This window comes from Oleiphilus sp. HI0086 (genome assembly GCF_001635225.1).
In genome coordinates this window covers 1-16,720 of sequence record NZ_LWFZ01000785.1, presented here as the reverse complement: position 1 = coordinate 16,720, position 16,720 = coordinate 1, and the positions used below count along the sequence as shown (strand labels likewise).

Here is a 16,720-nt window from a genome sequence, read left to right as displayed (position 1 = left end):
CTCGCTCTTCGCCTAGCAAAGTTCGCGACCAAGCCTGTTCGATCAAATACTGACTTAACCAGGCTTTAGCCGCTATTTTGGCACCACTACCAAGCTGAACAATTGCCGTGAGCGATAGGGCGATCAGCAATACAAACAGTAAAAATTTCTTTAGCATAGCGCCTTTCCTTTTCGCTTAGTCATGCCTTCAGATAGATATAACAACACCGTCACCAACAAAAGCGCCACCAAGCCGACATAAAGCTGAAACCAAAGACCACTAGAGGTCTGCGCGAGTCGTAGCGTTTGCGCCCTGTTAAGCCCCGCAAGCTTGCCCTGTGCCCAGCCATCCGGAAGATTAGCGGGAATCTTTTGATGTTCCACCGCCACACCTGACCTTTGTGGAGTAACATCCACAGCAACCAGACTGGTAAACTTACTCACCAGACGATGCTCAAGTGCCAAGTCAGTCATCTCTTTCTGCAAGAGCGCTTTATGCTCAGGTTCAGACTCACGATAGAGCGTTAGTAAATGCTCAATCTTTCTTCGCGCCCACTCGATGGCGATACCTTTTTGTCTAGCATCCGCTATATCAGCCTCTAAAAACTGCCTCTGTAGCGATAGCCGCATATAGACATCGCGTCCGGCAATTTTCCCGGACAGCGTCGCATATTCAGGCATATGCTCTGCTCTAAATGCTGCATACAAAGGCTCACCTGCGTAGACATCGGGTAAGGGGCTCGGAAGCATCTCGACCTCATAACCCTGGAAGTCTATCGACACATCACTTAGGGCGGGTGCTGCCAGGCGAGTAAATAACTCGCTTATCCGATCTTCAACACTCTCTGGCTGAGAAATGTAAGTAAAAGAACCACGACCGGCATGTGCTGCCTTGCGCATAAAGTAGCTGTTCGGGGCAGACCCTATACCCACCGTAAACAAACGACTATGGCCAAGCTCTTGCCGGATCATGGTAAACAGTTCCGCTTCGTTGCTGACAGCACCGTCGGTGATAAAGACAACTTGCCGAAGTGTCGACAGAGATTCCTCAGAACTTTGAAGCGCGATATTCAAGGCTGGTAGCATGTTAGTACCACCATTCGCATTGAGCTGATTCACTTTGTGTCTTGCGATTGATAAGTTACGAGCAGAAGCTTGCTGACTGATAGGAAACAAAGACATAGCACGATTGTTAAACCAGATCAGGTTAAAGAAGTCATCTTCTTCTAGCTGGTCGAGCGCTTTTAACATGGCCGCTTTAGCCTGTTGTATCGAAGCACCCTGCATACTACCCGAAACATCCAGCACCAAAACCAGATTTCGATCTTGAGAGTCATCCTCAGCGAATTTCTCCTGGGGCGGCATCACCATCAATAAGCCATACTGGTCTTCATCATGGCCATCAGAACTCGGCTCGTGCATCACCGTCACAGTGGGTTGCGATGCGGCCTCTGGTTGCCAGCTGAGCAGAAAGTCTCGATTGGAAAGCTCTGCCTCCCCTGTAAGCTCAATTTGGTAGCGGCTTGAATCAAGCTTGTTAATACTCACTTGATGACTATTACTCTCAGGCGCATTGATAGGAATGCCAGCATCGATATCCAGCCTAATACTTAGCGGGTTGCCTGCTTTCTCTGCCAAGCGTCGATAATGGTTTTCTGGGAAGACAAAGCCCTTTTGCAGACTAGCGCGACTGCCCTCCTCGACTGTTGATGTATATGTAGGTGTTGAAACCATGGGGAAGCGCAAATCGTATTGCCCAGCTTTATAATCTAGCCATTGTTGATACTCGAACTCTACCGTGACACTTTCATTTGGCCCGATATTAGTGAGCTGAGTTCGAAATCGATTACTTCGACGATGCGATAAGAGGCTGGCCTTTTTTCCCTCTTTGCGAGCCTTGGCAAAGGTTTTAGCTGCCTGCTTTTTTTCCTGAACCTGTCCTTCGACCACTCTGTCACCAATATGCAATCTTAGTTGGTCAACTGCAGCGGTCTCGGGTAAGGGATAGCTATATTCGCCTTCCACCCATAAATCACTGGGGTTATAAAATTCTTGTTTAACGCTCACTCGAGATATCGGCCCCACGACCTGAATACTGACATGAGTCCTCAGCTGCAGAGCCGAGAAATCCTCTTGTTCTTGCTCTGTTAGCGCTTCTGCCTCTTGCCCTTCTATAGGGCTCAACCATAAAGAGCTGTAGCTTTTGCTAGCGTCATGCTCAGACGCCAAGACACTCTGGGATAACATCCAAAGATAAAAAACAAAACTCAAAGCACAAACTTCTGCCACGCTACGCCAGCCTCGGGTTCTAAAAATAGAGCATGAATTATCGAGATAGTGTTTATTCTCTAGAGCTCGCATATGACCTCCAACTAAGTAAAGTCCGTTGATCAAAAACATTATTCACGCCATAGCGACACATAAGGTCGCCATGGCATTTAGCTGCATTCAAATAAGAACTTTCACTGACTTAATTCTGCAAGTGACGTGCTTTCAATCACTTGCGAAGGTTCTATTGGCTCCTCTTTTGTTGAAATTATTTCTTGCGGGCTATCTTGGCCGAACTCGATTGCTACACGACGATCTAAAATTGCGTTGCCCTCATCACCTTCAGCCACATGAGCCATGCTTTCACCGACTGACTTAATCACAATGCGTTCTGCTGAGATACCTTGAGCGAGCAAAGCATCTTTCACGCCCTGAGCTCTCTCACGGGATAGTTCTTGGTTGAATATCGCTGGGCCACTTTGGTCGCTAAAGCCTGTCAAAGTTATCTGTAGATGAGGATAGCGCTGTAAGAACTCCGCCATACTGGAAATACGATCGCTAACATATGAGGGGACACGCGCTTGGCCTTTTTCAAAGTAGATCTCTTGGGTATAGGCACTCAAAAGATTCGACAAATCGCTCTGTTCTAAGGTTTGAACCTTGCTCGCCAACTCAGCTTGTAAGTCATTTAACTTTTCAGTTTGATGGTGATGACGACGCTTTAGCTCACCTAACTTAGCCCTGGTTGCTCTTAGCTTTTCCATCTCTGTGTTCAAGTCATTGGAGCTAGACGTCACTAAGTTCGCCTGTTCGTGCAACTGTTCCTGAGCCTCTTCAAGCGCCTCGTGCTGATCTTGCCCCCAACCAAAAGCACCACCTAAGCTAGCACCTATAGCAATACCCGGAGGGCCTGCAATAATGCCGCCTAAGACAGAGCCAATGCCCAGCCCCCAATAGGTTGACTCATTACTTTCTGCACTCGTTTGTTCTGCCAGTTCATTAGCAAAAGGCGCTGAANTCATACTAGCGAGCAATACCAGGCTGGCGATTTTCGATTTATTCATTATTTGCTTCATAGTGATCTCCACTTAATCTATTTAAGAAACGATATCTGGCACCTGAGTGCTTGCCGTATCGATGAGACTATTGAAACAATTTGCCGTATTTAGGTAATGGAGAGCTTATGAAGCGCTCTGGAAGAAAAAGGCGAGTAAAGGAGAGAAAGCTTAGCTTCGCTTTGACTCTCTGGATAAAGCAGGGCTGTCATGGAGAAGTTATGGAGATCGTCACTTCGTGGCGTAAAAATCATCCATTCTGCGTTATAGTAAGCACTCTGGTTTTATCTATAAGCCCTTTAGGAAAGCTGCAGAATGTCCTACCACATTGCGATCGTTGAAGATGATATCGACCAGCAACAAAATTACGCCGACTCATTGAAGCGCAAAGGCTTTAGCACAAGCTGCTACGACAATGTTGAGGATGCCTTAAACGGTATAAAGAATAATCCACCCGATATGGTATTACTCGATGTGGTACTGGGCGAAGATGAAGATGGAGGTTTTACCATCTGCCGACGCCTGCTTGATGGCGGGAGTAAACTACCCGTTATATTCCTAAGTGAGCGTTCTGATGAAATTGACCAGGTGTTCGGTTTGCGCCTTGGCGCTTGGGACTATCAAACCAAGCCAATTTCGTTAGCACTGCTAGCTGAACGAATTAAAAGCCTACAGCGCATTCACCAAGCGCGCATAGAAACCATTGAGCCTTCAACCTCCAGCTCAAGCTCTGAACTATCGATTGATGAAGAAAAGTCTTATGTATCCTGGCATGGGCAATCTATTCCTTTAACGCTAACAGAGTTCCGTCTGTTTTATGCAATTTATCAAGCTGGCTCAGAAGGTATTGATTACCAAGCTTTGGCAGAAAGCACCATGCAGCGCCTCGTTACTAACGGTACCATTAACAGCCATATTAAAAATATCCGCAAAAAGTTTAATGCAACAAAGGTTGAGTTTAAGCATATTCGCAACAAACCGGGCTTCGGCTATCGCTGGGAACAAAGCTAATGCCTGGCTTCGGAATAAAAGCTCAAGTCGCGGTGCTCAGTTTGGCTATGTTAGCCATTCCACTCGTTGCTTATAATTATTGGCAACAGATCAAAGAAGCAAGTTTGAGTACTCAGGCCCATATTCAAGAGATTGAAGCCAAAGCCATCGCTACCAATTTACTCGCCACTCAAAAAGATATTCCCACCCTGCTTGCAGCGAACGAAAGCAGTGAGCTCCATAAGCACGCCTTGGCAGCACCGGTTTTACAGACATCATTGCGACTGGATGGCGAGCTAAGTGATTGGCCAGAAAAGCTGGTTGAATCATCTCGCCTTGCCTATGATAAGCGCTATAGACAAACCAATACGACAGATTCTCCTGAAGCGGCTTTTACCTTACAACTGGCTCAAACCCAGCATTACCTTTACGCAGCTATCGCCGTCACTGACGAACTAGTCAGTTATCGCCGCAACCACCTTCGGCTCGATTATAGTGATCATATTCGCTTAAGTTATCGCGCACCAGAAGGCCATATTGAACGCATCATTCTTCCTGCTGAACATGAAGGCCCCTTAGCGAGTTACTTCAGTAATCATGAATGGGAATACGGTATCGCACCCAGTACTGAGATCGAAAGTCACCAGACAGGCATTCAAGGCTTTTGGCGACGTTCTGAGTCAGGCTATGTTGTTGAATTTCGCCTTCCCCTAAGCCAATTAGATACCCAAGGAGCAGAACTGCATATTGCAGTTGTCGATGTCGACCAGCAGCCCTCCCTTGGTCCCAAGGCAATTATCTCGACACTACCGTCTGAGTTGGCAGGTCAATTTAACCCTCTAGAACTTCATGCAAGAGAGCTACAGCGAGTCATTGACCAGCTGAAGTCCAACTACGCGCATTTAGGCATCTACGACCGCCGGGGCCGCGAGTGGGCCTTTGCAGCAAGAGACAAAGGCGGCTTTGAACTTGATCAAGACTGCCTAAACAATGCCTTGAAGGGTAGCGTTCAGCAATACCAGCATATGAAAGGCGACGCTCCGGACTCCAGAATAACGACCTGTTACCCAATCATTAAGGATAATAAAGCCATAGGCCTAGTCGTCATCGATGAAGCTGCCAGCCATGTACTTGAACAACACAAAACCAGACTACAAGCTATTGCAATTAAAACCGGCGCTATCATTGCCCTGATCATCGCACTGATGTTTATCTATGCCCTCATTCTGGCCCAACGCATCACCAAATTAAGCCACAGTGCCCACAATGCTATTGACGGGCAAGGCCGAATCATCAGCACTGACAATATCTCTAGTAAAACAGCACCCGATGAATTGGGGGACTTGTCACGCAGCATCAGCAGCTTGCTTAAGCAGCAACAATCCTATACGCAGTTTTTAGAACGCATGCCACAAACACTTCGCCACGAGATTTCCAACCCACTTAACAAGCTCAGAACCTCGCTAGAGAACCTAATCGATGACAGGCCTGAACTAAAAGATAATACTTATGTTAAAAAACTCGATGCCGGGGTTGATCAAATAAGCAAGATCTCACAACAGCTCACTGAAGCGGCTAGCCTTGAAAATGCATTGCAAAATGAACATTTAGCAAGCCTGAACCTAAGCGAGTTTTTAGAAGATTACTGCTCATCCTGGGAGGGCCTACGAACCGAACAACCCAATAAAGTGGTGTGGGTGATGGCGGAAAGCTCTAGGCTCGAACAACTACTCGATAAACTTCTAGATAACGCCTTTGGTTTTTGTTCAGATGACGGCAAGGTATGCATTCGCTTGATCGATAACGACTTAGAAACCTTGATTGAGGTCGAGAATGATGGGCCAACGATTACCGAAGGAAAAATGAATGAACTCTTTGCGCCAATGACTTCTACACGTTCGGAGGGTGGTGAAGTACATCTTGGGCTTGGGCTTCATGTCGCCAGAATCATTGCCGATCACCATCGAGCAACGCTCAAGGTCAGAAACCGTAAAGATGAAACAGGTGTCGTGTTCACCCTGATATTCAGAAAGCTATAGCTTTATAGTTACCTAAATAACTATAAAGCTAAGCGCAATGTCGAGCCGCCTCAAAAAGAGCTATCTATTTATTGAACTCAACGAGCACGACGACGCAGTGAAGCCGGCTTGAAATGACGTGAACTCGGTGCTTCGTCATCAAAAACTACCGCACGCTTCTCTTCTGAAGACAGACCGTTGGCACTATATCTTTGCGATCGTAAATCATGATAAACATTCACGCTCGCCGCTGTACCGGGAAGCTCATAATAGTTTTTCATTAGCGCCATACTCACACGCCATAGCTCATCATACTTATCATACAGATCAACCAATGAGATACCCCAGCTATCTTCATCAACATAGTACACTCGTTCTTTATAGATATGACGAACCCCCTTCTTTAGTTTCGCTTTCACCACGTGTACTCGATGCAACTCCCAGCGAATATACTCAGGGTTGAGGTGCCCCGCTAAAACCAGGTCTGCATACTCCACCCCTTCAGCGTCAACCTTATAATTATTATATGGGATAAAATATTCTTTCAAACCAACATACTCCCAGTTATAACGATCGGGAGCACCGTTATACATATCCGTATCGTCAGCAGTTCGTGTGTTATCTGATGATGCAATCGGTGAATCGTAAGCTAAGTTCGGTGCCCGCCTAACTCTGCGCTGACCAGAACTATAATCCCACACCTGACGCTCCTCTTTTATCTGATCAAGAGTTTCGTGCACTAACAAAGCGCCACCCGCTAAACGCGCGGGCGCTTTATTAAACGCAAGAAAGTAGAAAAGAATATTGTTTAGCTTCTTAAAACTCCCATTAGGTTTATGGAAATTGAATAATATTTCGTATTGCTTCGTAATCGGTGTGAATGCACCATTTCGCTGAACCGCCACTTCCGTTGCACTTTTGGTGAGAAAAACACCTCTCCAGCGCGTCAAATGGTTCCACATAACCTGTAAAGCCTTGTCATCACTGCTGCCATGCAAAATTGGAAATGGCACGCCACCAAAAGCATTTTCGAAGCCCTGGCCATTATCGAGAAGCTCTGAGGTAAGGGCATTCTTACGCGTATTCTTGCTGACCCACTCTGGCAAGGAGTGTGAGCGATGAGTAGGATAAACGTTTATTTTAAAAGTCTCTGGGTAAGTCTCAAACATTTTATACTGACCTGGAGTCAGCTTTTTCTTGTAGTCTTTGTAATTGCTCTGGTCGATCGAGAACTTAATTTCATCGTCGGCGAAGGGGTCGACATGAGGAAAACCGTTGCCCTTAAACCCATCTGGCACCTCGGTAATACCACCATCCCAAGCAGGAATTGTTTTGTATTGATTACTTTCTTTAACTGAGCCAAAAGGAGTCAAAGATACGCCTAATTCAGCTGCGGCCTCCGAAGAAACTTTTGCTTGCGCATTAAAGGACAGCATGGCTATAACAGTTAAACCTAAGAAAGATAAGGATTTTCCATTCATATTCTACACCTTACCTGCTTAATTTGAGGCTTTATAAATTACTTGAACAACGGCAATAGCGAAGCTTGATAAACTCAAAGCATACTAATGGAGCAAGCCGGAACTAATTAGTATAGGAAGGAAAACCTTATTTTCCCAACCCACTGTTTTAAACCTGAGTGAATATTTATATCAACACTAGTCTCTTTGACATTTATGCATCGCCTCTATCATCAAGTGACTAAATCTCTTCATCTACTTCAACATTCGTACTTGTTGAACTAAGATTATCTAATACCTTCACTTTCTACAAATCTTCATTATGAAAACAGCGGAGAATTTCCTATGTACCAAAATTTTGTATCTTCTTTTTTACTTGTTTGCGTTCTAGTATTCGGCTCGGGTTCAGTGCTTGCAGATAAACACGGTCGCTCACAGTGGGTAGACATCAGCAGTGACAAAAAACCATTTAACAAGAATTGTGACTACAAAGTTTGGGTTCTTGAAGACAAGGAGTGGGCTGAGACCTGGTACCTAGAAGCATTTGATAGTGAGAATGCTTTTTACACTATCAATCGCCAAAGCAGTATTTGGAGCGATAAAGATGACTTTTATGCACTTAACTACAAAGATAAAACAAAGTTTTTAACTGGCGAAAACTTTATTGAGGTGGTGCCATTCGCATTATGCTTGATGAAGTAAACTAATTATTCTTGGCTATCAAGGCTCGTTCTCAAAAGACTGCAAGCTTCTGAGAACGACCTAGCGTCTAGGGTTATGATAAGACTGTAGATAGATGGACGCTTCCTGAGAAGTCGTTTGTAGACCATTCTTTAAATGCTTTTGCTCCGAGCTTTACTGTATTCTTAGAAGGCGAGTTTGAGCAAGTCACCAAAGCTTGCGAGTAAACTTTACTCACCTCCTTTGCAGAAAAGCCCAGACTCTCTCGAAGCAGCTCCACAATAAGCATATGCCGCTGCTTTGACGACAAGCCATTCATCTTAACGACAAACTCTACTGCCCCAATAAAAAACAAACCAACTTCACTTCGGTTTTCTTGATCCTCAAATACTCGTTTCTCTCCAGCCCCTTGATGAACACTATTAATATGAAACTGAGCAAAATCAATTAATTGGGATGAGAACCCTACAGCGTTACCCTCTTCAGTTTCATGCCTGCTTAGCTGACTTGCACGGTACAGCGACGATACTCTATGTAAGAGCAATAGCATTAAAAAAACCCGCAAGTGCACTGGCCGTTAGTGCCAAATTATCGTACAACAGCCCATAATCTTGCGAGAAAGAGTTCTGTATACCAAGGTTCATCCATATATCATTCGTCATCAAATATTCCTAGTCGTTACAAACAAAGGGGCCTTAAATAAATTCCCGAGGATTGTAACAAGTAAAGGAATGACAAATTATCCCAAAGTGGTAACAACAGGTAACACTGAGGTAAAACCTTGTGAAATAGCCCATAAGACCTAAGGAAGCGGATTGATCATCGGCAAAATCCCTAGGTGTTTGGGCTTGGAGGGCTTATCCGATGCCTAGGGTTTCATTGACATCATCACGGATAGCACGATAGAGCTTAGCGTCCTTTTCCAGCTTTCTGAGGCTGTGAACGGGGAAGATTTCTCGTAATTTGCTATTGCCTTCCTCATCTTCAATCAGGAATGGCATGAGTTGTTCAACCAGTCGCAACATCACTTCAGGTGATACCGACGCCCCCGGCGAGGCACCTAGTAGCGTCCCGTAGGTTTTATCATCAGAGACAATAATCTCGGTGCCCATCTGCAAGTCACCATCTTTAATGATTTGCACTCGCTGACCTGCCGGACTAACCTGCCAGTTGAATTTACTACTTAAACCTGGCGCAAAGTCTTCTAGTTCCTTCAGCATCTTTTCCTTACAAACAAAGGTCTCGGAAATAAGGTACTTCATTAATGGAAAGTGCTCTCGCGCAACATTCAAAAAGTTAGGGATATCATGAAAGCGCATAGACTTTAAGTACTCAAGGAAACCTCGGCCTTTTTCCAGCACCGGCATAAAGGTCGCAAAAGGACCAAACAGCAAGTAATGCTTTCCGTTAGCAGCACGCAAATCCAGATGCGGAACCGACATGGGTGGTGCGCCGACTTTCGCTTTACCGTAAGTTTTTGCAGAGTAGTGTTTAGCGTCTTCTTCACTAATAGGCGCCATCAAGAAGCGACCACCAACAGGGAAGCCTGCAAATCGAGTTCTATCTGGTAAGTGGCTTAGTTTAAGAAGCGGGAATGCGCCTCCACCTGCGGCAACAAATAGCGTGTCGCCTTTAAAGCGCATTTTCTGATCGCCTTTTTGGGTTTCAACTAGCCATTGCTTAACCGGGTTTTTATGAACACGCGTAACATGCGTTCCGTAGTGAAATTCAACCCCTTCCTGCTTTGCCAAATAAGCAGCCATTTGCTCGGTGATCGACTCAAAATTAACATCTGTTCCCGTCGCAATCATGGTCGCAGCCATCTTTTCAGAAGTTGGTCGATTTTCCATGGTATAGGGGATCCATGATTTAATTTCATCATGATCTTCCGAATACTGCATATGCTCAAAATAGTGGTGCTGAGACATTTCTTCAAAACGCAATTTCAGCTCATTGATACTGTCTTCATGAACCAGGGTGCAGTGTTTTGTCGGAACGATAAAGCTTGTAGGGTCTTCGATAATCCCCTTCTTAACCAAATAAGCCCAAAACTGCTTGGCGATATTGAATTGACCGTGTATTGCGAGTGCCTTTTCGACTTCGATAATATCCTCATCGACCGGCGTATAGTTCAACTCACAATTTGCTTCATGGCCTGTTCCCGCATTATTGAATACGCTGGAGTTGCTTTTGGCTGGCCCAGAAAGGCGCTCTATGATGGTTATTTTAAGCTTCGGGTTCAGTTCTTTCGCTAGGGTGGCAAAGGTAATTCCCATTATCCCTGCGCCGACAATTACTACATTCATATAATACTCTTGCTTGTAAGCGTGGTTTAAACTTGATACGAGGAGAAGAGTCAGATTTGGCTTGTTTGAGGGTCACCCAAAGTAATGCCAAGATGTTTTTATGATGAGACTACAACACCTGATTTGCCGGTTGAGCTCGATGATAACGAGTTACCGGATTTTACCGGGCGCTATTTTATACAAATATCTGGCCTTTTTCGAGTGATTTGTATCCAAGACATAAAGCACCACTGCTTAGCCGAAGCTAAAAAATCATGTTATCTATCAATTAAACTTAAGAGAAAATTCACCTTAGCAACAATTGGCACTGCAGCACCGATAAGATTACTATATAAAAAACAATAAGAGAGTTATCCAAAATGAAAACCTACCAAAGCTTCAAAGAATTCTACCCTTACTACCTATCTGAACACAGCAACGCGACATGCAGGCGCTTGCACTTCCTCGGTACTGCACTCGTTATTTTACTGCTCGTTACACTTATTAGTACGCAAAATTGGTCACTGCTAATCGCTCTGCCACTAGTCGGTTATGGTTTCGCCTGGGTCGGACATTTCTTTTTTGAAAAGAACCGTCCGGCTACTTTTACATACCCGCTATGGAGTTTAATGGGTGACTTTGTGATGTTTAAGGATATGCTGCTCGGCAAAGTTAGCTGGTCTTAGTTGTGAGGGAACCACTGTCTGGTCACGCAACATTCGCATAGAGCAGCATGTTTAATTCCGAAGAAAAAGTCTTAGAGCTTGCTCCATTTTCGAGTAGTAAGGGTTCCATGTTAAACGGGCAAATAGTTTGTCTTCTTCGCTATAACCCCATGCTGAAAACCATACACTTTCACCCTCTTCGCATCGGCGCGTATTTGAGGGATTAAAGCTGTTTCCGCACATTCGTTTTTCTCCTTTTTTGCCGTAGTAAGGGTTGTCTGGAGCGAATAGTGGGCTCATATGTGAGCCAGAACTGATTCTCAGTTCCGGCAGTTTCATAGACTTAGTGATAATCTTATCGTCTTCAATAATAGACTCTCCATACCAAATGAAGCGATTTGATGCATGGGTGAAGTTTGAGTCAAAGTATCCTTTGATGGCATGAGGGTTAATGACACTGTCTGCCTCGCTCATCACAATCAGGGTTGGGACATTTGTTTGCTTTGATTCAAATAAGTCTCTGACATATTGTGCACTCTCAGAGTAAGCGATCGAAGCATTAATTGGCGAGGAGCGATATCGGGCTAGGTTATCTTCTTCTGCCTTCCAGCCCCAGTCCATAAATGTCGCAAAGATGGGAGCCAAACGCTCTACAAAAGGTGAAAATGTCTCAAAGCCCGGAGAAAACAGAAGCAAACCATCAACACCACCCTGCTCAATGGCATTGATAGTCACGAGGTTTGCACCGGTAGAAAAACCGCCTAGTAAAACCTTGTTGTACTGTTTTTTCAGCTGTAGAGCATAGTGGTCAACAATGTCTTGCCAATCTTCATAGTGAGAGAGCATTAAGTCCGAAGGCTTACTTCCGTGCCCAGGCAAAAGTAAAACGTGAACAGCATACCCTTCGCCGTGGAGCGATTTAGCAATATCAGAAAAAGAATAAGGCGAGTCTCCCAAGCCGTGAACCAGCAATACAGCTTTCTGTGTCGGCTCATTAGGCATCAACATAAACGGTGCGTTCATGTTGATCTCTTTTTGCTTGTTCTGTGAAATAAAACTTCGGTTATGCGATAACCATGCTCTAGACACCTCTATATAGCTTTCAAAGTCTCGCTGAATATAATTGTAATACTCAGCACTCTGATGCAAAGGCATTTTGCTGTCCGGCATACTCGCACAACCTTTAACAATCATCAGTGCTGTAAGCACCAAAGCAACGCGCGCTATTAAACGTAACATGATTCTCTCCTTCTGACTTACAGCATGCTGCCCGCTTCCATAGCGATCCATCACTGAGCCCACCATGACGTCGCCATACAATAAGTAAACTAATCAGTGCAGTTTACTTATTTAAATTGAAAAGTAAACTATGCAGTGTAAAAATGTACTTTATTGGTATTTAAGCTGTTGAGACTCAATGTGAACGTAATCTGTCAGACCTTAAGCGAAAAAAGCAAAAGCCGCAGTGAATTAAAGAGAGAGGCGATCATTGATGCCGCGAGAAAAGCCTTTAAGGAATATGGCGTAGATGCGACAAGCATGGATAAGCTAGCGGAAATTGCCCAGGTATCAAAGCGAACGGTCTACAATCACTTCGACTCTAAAGAAGCCTTGGTAATGTATTTGCTGAAAGATCTATGGGATCAGGCGATGGTGAAAATTGATGTTCATTATGATGCCGTCAGCCCCTTGGGTGAGCAGCTAACAGCATTACTAAAGCAAGAAGTGAATCTGGTGGGCGACAAAGAATATATCGATTTAGCACGCGTGGCGCTAGGGCACTTCCTGTTCCAGCCGGAGGCCCTACAAAAAGAACTTGAAAAGTTCGATGATGAAGACACCGCGCTGACGCTATGGTTAGAAAGCGCGTCTAAAGATAAGCGCATAAATTTACATGACACAGAGCTAGCTTTCACACAGCTTCACAACCTAATAAAGGGAAGTTGCTTTTGGCCTCAAGTTGTTCAAATTGCGCCTGTTTTATCTGAACCTGAAAAACAAGCACTAGTGCGCGAAACCGTTGATATGTTTTTGGCTCGATATAAATAATGATAAATATTAATTGTAAAAGTCAGCGCTTGAGCTGAGCTATTAGAACACTGCGTTCGACTAAAGCGCACGACTCCTGCGCATTACTTAGTCGTTAAAGTGCCAAATTCGGCCCCTAGTACGTACCTTGTAGGTCGGGTTTCAACCCGACAGATCGGTGCCAATGAGGTAGTTAATAGGTATTGTAAGCACCGCGTCGGGCTGAAGCCCGACCTACGAATAAAGTGCGAATATGCCAAGTTCGGACTCTTCGATATCAATAGGGTGTGCCGTGCGCACCAGCGGAGTTTGATACCTCGTCTTAGTAGGCAGAGGGTTCAACCCCTCGCATGAATCTGCCCCGTGCTAGCCCGCTTGCGAGCCGTGGAAGGCTCTGCCTACAGGTTAGGGAAATTGCTTTGGCCGCCCCCCATTACTGTTTGTTTGAGTCGCGGGGTTTATCGGTGCGCACGGCGCACCCTATTTGAGTTGTCAGGGTCTTAAATGCGGACTCATTGGCACTAGTGAAGAAAATTCCGATTAGATGTCTCAAAAAGTTACATCAAATTCATTGGCGGCAAAGAGCTTAATCTTGATCTAGGATATCAATTAGATGTTTACTTGGTTCCATGCGTTGATGAAGAACCCTGAAGATTTCAATGCCACCCTGGCACTCTGCATAATAAATGAAATGTGACTCAACTCTTACATGCAAACAGCTTGGTAGTTGGATATCAAACGTATTTCCCTTCTGAGGATTGCAAGCTAATTGCTTAAACATTATTTCTATATCTTTGATATAACGTGCAGCTCGAGCAAAACCAAATTTCTCTAGGCTATAATCAAAAATAGCTTCTAAGTCTTCATCTGCTTTTTGGTGTACAAAAAAGCTTTGGTTTTTATGCATTATGCTTTTTCTTCATCCGTTGAATAAAATCATCAGCATTCCAATTTTCGATAATGGGGCTATTTTCACCATCTTTAATAAGCTGGCGTAATTCTGCTAGCTTTGATTCAGCGTAATGCTCTTGCAGAAGTCTCAAGCCAGCGCGAATGACTTCACTTTGGTTAGAGTAATCACCTGAACTAATCAGACCTTCAATAAAACCGCCTTGATCATCAGTAGGTCTAAATGTAACGGTATCTGCCATAACAAACCTCTTCGTAAGAATATGTCTTACAAATAAATTTACATGACTTTATTCAGGCTGGCAAGGAATTAACCAACACGGCTAAACAATAACTACACTTGAATTCGTTCAGCAAGATCAAGCGCATCATCTACTTCTACCGGTACCACTATTAGCACCGGTGATGAGGTAAGTCTTACCTTTAAGAGACTCGATTCGCTCAGGTGTCCAGCCTTTTGGGCCGAATTGATGTTTAGTAAATTGGCGGTTGGTAGACATTGCTTAAACTCCTTTATGTGTAAATAAGGAAATAAGGGGTCGGTGACAACTGATTCTTATTTGTCACCGACCCCTTAGACTCTTATACTAGTGCTGGCAATCAAATCGGCAACTAAATCGCCAATTAACAAACCCTCGTCCAGTCCCTCGGCCATAGAAAAGACATCACGGAACAGCACAATCACTTCTTGTGACTGAGCAGGCGTAAATTCAGATAAATTCATCAGACCCACCCTTCTAAAGATATAACGCGAGAATATCGAAGCTCTCCTATAGAGAGAGCCTATCAACGCTAAGCTTTTTTAACGTATTTCGGTGTCACTTTAAGCGCACCGATTCCAGGGATCTTACAATCAATATTGTGGTCATCAGAGCTTTCGATCAGGCGAATATTTTTGATCTTGGTGCCAACTTTTACGACTGAAGAAGAGCCTTTGATCTTAAGGTCTTTAATAACGGTAACACTATCGCCATCAGCTAACACTGCGCCATTTGAATCTTTTACAATCAAACGATCTTCATCTTCTTCAGCATTAATGGGCCATTCATGGGCGCACTCAGGACAAACAAAACTAGGGCCGTCTTCATAAGGGTATTCAGAATCGCACTTCGGGCAATTAGGCATAGATATTCTCTTTTAGGTTTCAACATGAATCTAACAATGAATCAGCCTGCCCTGGGAGCAAGCTTTAAAGTGTTATTATCTACCAATTAGCATTTAGAATCTTCTAAATAAGTAAGATCCTTTTATGTCGACACTTAGTTACACTTGCCTAAGCGCTAGACAGCGTTAAAATACTTAACCTTCCTAAGCTCATCCCAGGTATCTCTATGCAATCCGATTTTTGGTTCAATTGTTGGAAAAACAACACCATCGGCTTTCATGAAAGTGAAGCAAACCCTAACTTGGTAAAACACCTCGACTTGCTCAAGCTCGCCCCCGGTAAACGAATACTTTTACCTTTATGTGGGAAAACTCTCGATATTCCTTGGCTAGCCTCTAAGGGATTTCAGGTTGTTGGCATCGAGTTAAGCGAGTTGGCCATACAACAACTTTTCGATGAAATGGGCGTTCGGCCAGAAGTGAGCACCCAGGGGCAAATTAAACGCTATCATGCTGAGAATGTAGACATACTAGTCGGTGATTTCTTCAGTGTCGATAAAGAAACGCTTGGCCAGGTTGACGCTGTGTTTGACCGTGGCAGTTTAGTTGCTTTGCCTGTAGAGATGCGCAAGCAATATGCCTCACACCTCAACACTCTGGTTGCTGGAACGCCTCAGCTAGTGGTTTGCTATCAGTATGATCAGAGCCTAATGGGTGGACCGCCTTTTTCAGTTAGCGAAGAAGAGTTGCAGCAACACTACGCACAGCATTACAACTTGCGGCCCCTTGATAGCACGAAGGTTTCAGACAAGTTTTCAGCAGCCTTTCCTATCACTGAATATGTCTGGCTACTTGAGGGCGAGAATTAAACCCTCAGCCCTTTTATTCTTGTTAGCAAGCCTACTCACTAGAAAGAGAAGACCATGAAAGAAGACCAAGCTCGCTGGAATAAGCGCTTTAGCGAGCGCCCGATGATTCAAGCGAAAGCACCCGCTTTTATCGAGGAGGCTTTAGACCAGCTCCTACCCGGCAGTGTGCTTGATATTGCCAGTGGCGACGGTGCAGCAGCCTTATTCCTAGCCGCGAAAGGCTTTACTGTATCGGCTGCCGACATATCAGAAGTCGCCCTGGATCGACTGAACACCTTCGCACAAGAGAAAAACCTAGAAGTAAGCACTTATACCTTAGACCTCGATCACCCAGAACAACTAAACGAGCTAGAGACGTTTGATAACATCGTGATGACGCACTTTAAACCAGCGCCTCATTATTGGCCCC

Annotated in this window: 18 protein-coding genes; 7 read left to right on the top strand and 11 right to left on the bottom strand. The window is 44.6% G+C overall.

All coding sequences use genetic code 11. The features are described 5' to 3' along the window. Window positions 1–150: 150 nt before the first annotated feature. Together A3756_RS13740 and A3756_RS13735 are read right to left on the bottom strand one after the other, a co-directional pair. Entirely contained in the window at window positions 151–2,340 is a 2,190-nt protein-coding gene (locus A3756_RS13740; protein WP_197473248.1) for a marine proteobacterial sortase target protein, read from the bottom strand. A 101-nt stretch (window positions 2,341–2,441) separates the two neighbouring features. Continuing rightward, window positions 2,442–3,323 carry an OmpA family protein gene (locus A3756_RS13735; RefSeq protein ID WP_068553695.1) on the bottom strand — a complete coding sequence of 294 codons (882 nt, stop codon included), beginning with the start codon at window positions 3,321–3,323 and terminating at the stop codon, window positions 2,442–2,444. Window positions 3,324–3,617: 294 nt separating this feature from the next. Between A3756_RS13735 and A3756_RS13730 the strand changes: the two genes are divergently transcribed. Beyond that, window positions 3,618–4,313 carry a response regulator transcription factor gene (locus tag A3756_RS13730; protein WP_068553694.1) on the top strand — a complete coding sequence of 232 codons (696 nt, stop codon included), beginning with the start codon at window positions 3,618–3,620 and terminating at the stop codon, window positions 4,311–4,313. Further along, a complete protein-coding gene (locus A3756_RS13725) occupies window positions 4,313–6,331 on the top strand; it encodes an ATP-binding protein (RefSeq protein ID WP_068553693.1) in 2,019 nt (672 codons plus the stop codon). Before A3756_RS13730 ends, A3756_RS13725 begins: the two co-directional genes overlap by 1 nt. A gap of 77 nt (window positions 6,332–6,408) precedes the next feature. On the opposite strand, the gene A3756_RS13720 is transcribed toward A3756_RS13725, so the two are convergent. Continuing rightward, window positions 6,409–7,791: a DUF1329 domain-containing protein gene (locus A3756_RS13720; protein ID WP_068553692.1), complete on the bottom strand. Its 1,383-nt coding sequence runs from the start codon at window positions 7,789–7,791 to the stop codon at window positions 6,409–6,411. 324 nt (window positions 7,792–8,115) lie between these two features. On the opposite strand from A3756_RS13720, the gene A3756_RS13715 reads away from it, so the two are divergent. Beyond that, window positions 8,116–8,472 carry a hypothetical protein gene (locus A3756_RS13715; RefSeq protein WP_068506937.1) on the top strand — a complete coding sequence of 119 codons (357 nt, stop codon included), beginning with the start codon at window positions 8,116–8,118 and terminating at the stop codon, window positions 8,470–8,472. Window positions 8,473–8,545: 73 nt separating this feature from the next. On the opposite strand, the gene A3756_RS13710 is transcribed toward A3756_RS13715, so the two are convergent. Both A3756_RS13710 and A3756_RS13705 read right to left on the bottom strand, forming a co-directional pair. Continuing rightward, on the bottom strand, window positions 8,546–9,001 hold the full coding sequence (locus tag A3756_RS13710; RefSeq protein WP_068553691.1) for a hypothetical protein: 456 nt from the start codon (window positions 8,999–9,001) through the stop codon (window positions 8,546–8,548). Window positions 9,002–9,308: 307 nt separating this feature from the next. After that, window positions 9,309–10,757 (bottom strand): malate:quinone oxidoreductase, encoded by a 1,449-nt coding sequence (locus A3756_RS13705; protein WP_068506940.1) that lies wholly within the window; start codon window positions 10,755–10,757, stop codon window positions 9,309–9,311. A 359-nt stretch (window positions 10,758–11,116) separates the two neighbouring features. Here A3756_RS13705 and A3756_RS13695 point away from each other — a divergent pair, with 359 nt between their 5' ends. Continuing rightward, window positions 11,117–11,422 carry a DUF962 domain-containing protein gene (locus A3756_RS13695; RefSeq protein ID WP_068506944.1) on the top strand — a complete coding sequence of 102 codons (306 nt, stop codon included), beginning with the start codon at window positions 11,117–11,119 and terminating at the stop codon, window positions 11,420–11,422. Window positions 11,423–11,473: 51 nt separating this feature from the next. On the opposite strand, the gene A3756_RS13690 is transcribed toward A3756_RS13695, so the two are convergent. Further along, entirely contained in the window at window positions 11,474–12,640 is a 1,167-nt protein-coding gene (locus tag A3756_RS13690) for a carboxylesterase (RefSeq protein ID WP_068506966.1), read from the bottom strand. 180 nt (window positions 12,641–12,820) lie between these two features. Here A3756_RS13690 and A3756_RS13685 point away from each other — a divergent pair, with 180 nt between their 5' ends. Then, window positions 12,821–13,450 carry a TetR/AcrR family transcriptional regulator gene (locus tag A3756_RS13685; RefSeq protein ID WP_231875540.1) on the top strand — a complete coding sequence of 210 codons (630 nt, stop codon included), beginning with the start codon at window positions 12,821–12,823 and terminating at the stop codon, window positions 13,448–13,450. Window positions 13,451–14,015: 565 nt separating this feature from the next. On the opposite strand, the gene A3756_RS13680 is transcribed toward A3756_RS13685, so the two are convergent. The 5 genes from A3756_RS13680 to A3756_RS13670 form a co-directional block, all read right to left on the bottom strand. Beyond that, a complete protein-coding gene (locus A3756_RS13680; RefSeq protein WP_068506946.1) occupies window positions 14,016–14,336 on the bottom strand; it encodes a type II toxin-antitoxin system RelE/ParE family toxin in 321 nt (106 codons plus the stop codon). Further along, complete coding sequence (locus tag A3756_RS13675) at window positions 14,329–14,580, bottom strand: type II toxin-antitoxin system ParD family antitoxin (RefSeq protein WP_068506949.1); 252 nt, start codon at window positions 14,578–14,580, stop codon at window positions 14,329–14,331. The genes A3756_RS13680 and A3756_RS13675 overlap by 8 nt, the downstream gene beginning before the upstream one ends. 126 nt (window positions 14,581–14,706) lie before the next feature. Then, window positions 14,707–14,838, bottom strand: coding sequence for a hypothetical protein (locus A3756_RS28995; RefSeq protein WP_255374960.1), 132 nt, complete (start codon window positions 14,836–14,838; stop codon window positions 14,707–14,709). Window positions 14,839–14,912: 74 nt separating this feature from the next. Next, window positions 14,913–15,062 carry a hypothetical protein gene (locus tag A3756_RS26710; RefSeq protein WP_156490468.1) on the bottom strand — a complete coding sequence of 50 codons (150 nt, stop codon included), beginning with the start codon at window positions 15,060–15,062 and terminating at the stop codon, window positions 14,913–14,915. 68 nt (window positions 15,063–15,130) lie between these two features. Next, window positions 15,131–15,463 (bottom strand): zinc ribbon domain-containing protein YjdM, encoded by a 333-nt coding sequence (locus A3756_RS13670; protein ID WP_068506955.1) that lies wholly within the window; start codon window positions 15,461–15,463, stop codon window positions 15,131–15,133. Between the two features lie 206 nt (window positions 15,464–15,669). Between A3756_RS13670 and tmpT the strand changes: the two genes are divergently transcribed. Next, entirely contained in the window at window positions 15,670–16,311 is a 642-nt protein-coding gene (gene tmpT, locus A3756_RS13665; RefSeq protein WP_068553689.1) for a thiopurine S-methyltransferase, read from the top strand. A 54-nt stretch (window positions 16,312–16,365) separates the two neighbouring features. Then, the coding region (locus A3756_RS13660; RefSeq protein ID WP_156490467.1) for a methyltransferase domain-containing protein at window positions 16,366–16,720 on the top strand (355 nt) is incomplete at its 3' end.

Coding starts and splice junctions, on each gene's coding strand:
- A3756_RS28995 (WP_255374960.1), bottom strand. CDS start 14,838: ATGTCTACCAACCGCCAATTTACTAAACATCAATTCGGCCCAAAAGGC.
- A3756_RS13725 (WP_068553693.1), top strand. CDS start 4,313: ATGCCTGGCTTCGGAATAAAAGCTCAAGTCGCGGTGCTCAGTTTGGCT.
- tmpT (WP_068553689.1), top strand. CDS start 15,670: ATGCAATCCGATTTTTGGTTCAATTGTTGGAAAAACAACACCATCGGC.
- A3756_RS13690 (WP_068506966.1), bottom strand. CDS start 12,640: ATGTTACGTTTAATAGCGCGCGTTGCTTTGGTGCTTACAGCACTGATG.
- A3756_RS13730 (WP_068553694.1), top strand. CDS start 3,618: ATGTCCTACCACATTGCGATCGTTGAAGATGATATCGACCAGCAACAA.
- A3756_RS13740 (WP_197473248.1), bottom strand. CDS start 2,340: ATGCGAGCTCTAGAGAATAAACACTATCTCGATAATTCATGCTCTATT.
- A3756_RS13670 (WP_068506955.1), bottom strand. CDS start 15,463: ATGCCTAATTGCCCGAAGTGCGATTCTGAATACCCTTATGAAGACGGC.
- A3756_RS13705 (WP_068506940.1), bottom strand. CDS start 10,757: ATGAATGTAGTAATTGTCGGCGCAGGGATAATGGGAATTACCTTTGCC.
- A3756_RS13715 (WP_068506937.1), top strand. CDS start 8,116: ATGTACCAAAATTTTGTATCTTCTTTTTTACTTGTTTGCGTTCTAGTA.
- A3756_RS13695 (WP_068506944.1), top strand. CDS start 11,117: ATGAAAACCTACCAAAGCTTCAAAGAATTCTACCCTTACTACCTATCT.
- A3756_RS13720 (WP_068553692.1), bottom strand. CDS start 7,791: ATGAATGGAAAATCCTTATCTTTCTTAGGTTTAACTGTTATAGCCATG.
- A3756_RS13680 (WP_068506946.1), bottom strand. CDS start 14,336: ATGCATAAAAACCAAAGCTTTTTTGTACACCAAAAAGCAGATGAAGAC.
- A3756_RS26710 (WP_156490468.1), bottom strand. CDS start 15,062: ATGAATTTATCTGAATTTACGCCTGCTCAGTCACAAGAAGTGATTGTG.
- A3756_RS13675 (WP_068506949.1), bottom strand. CDS start 14,580: ATGGCAGATACCGTTACATTTAGACCTACTGATGATCAAGGCGGTTTT.
- A3756_RS13710 (WP_068553691.1), bottom strand. CDS start 9,001: ATGCTATTGCTCTTACATAGAGTATCGTCGCTGTACCGTGCAAGTCAG.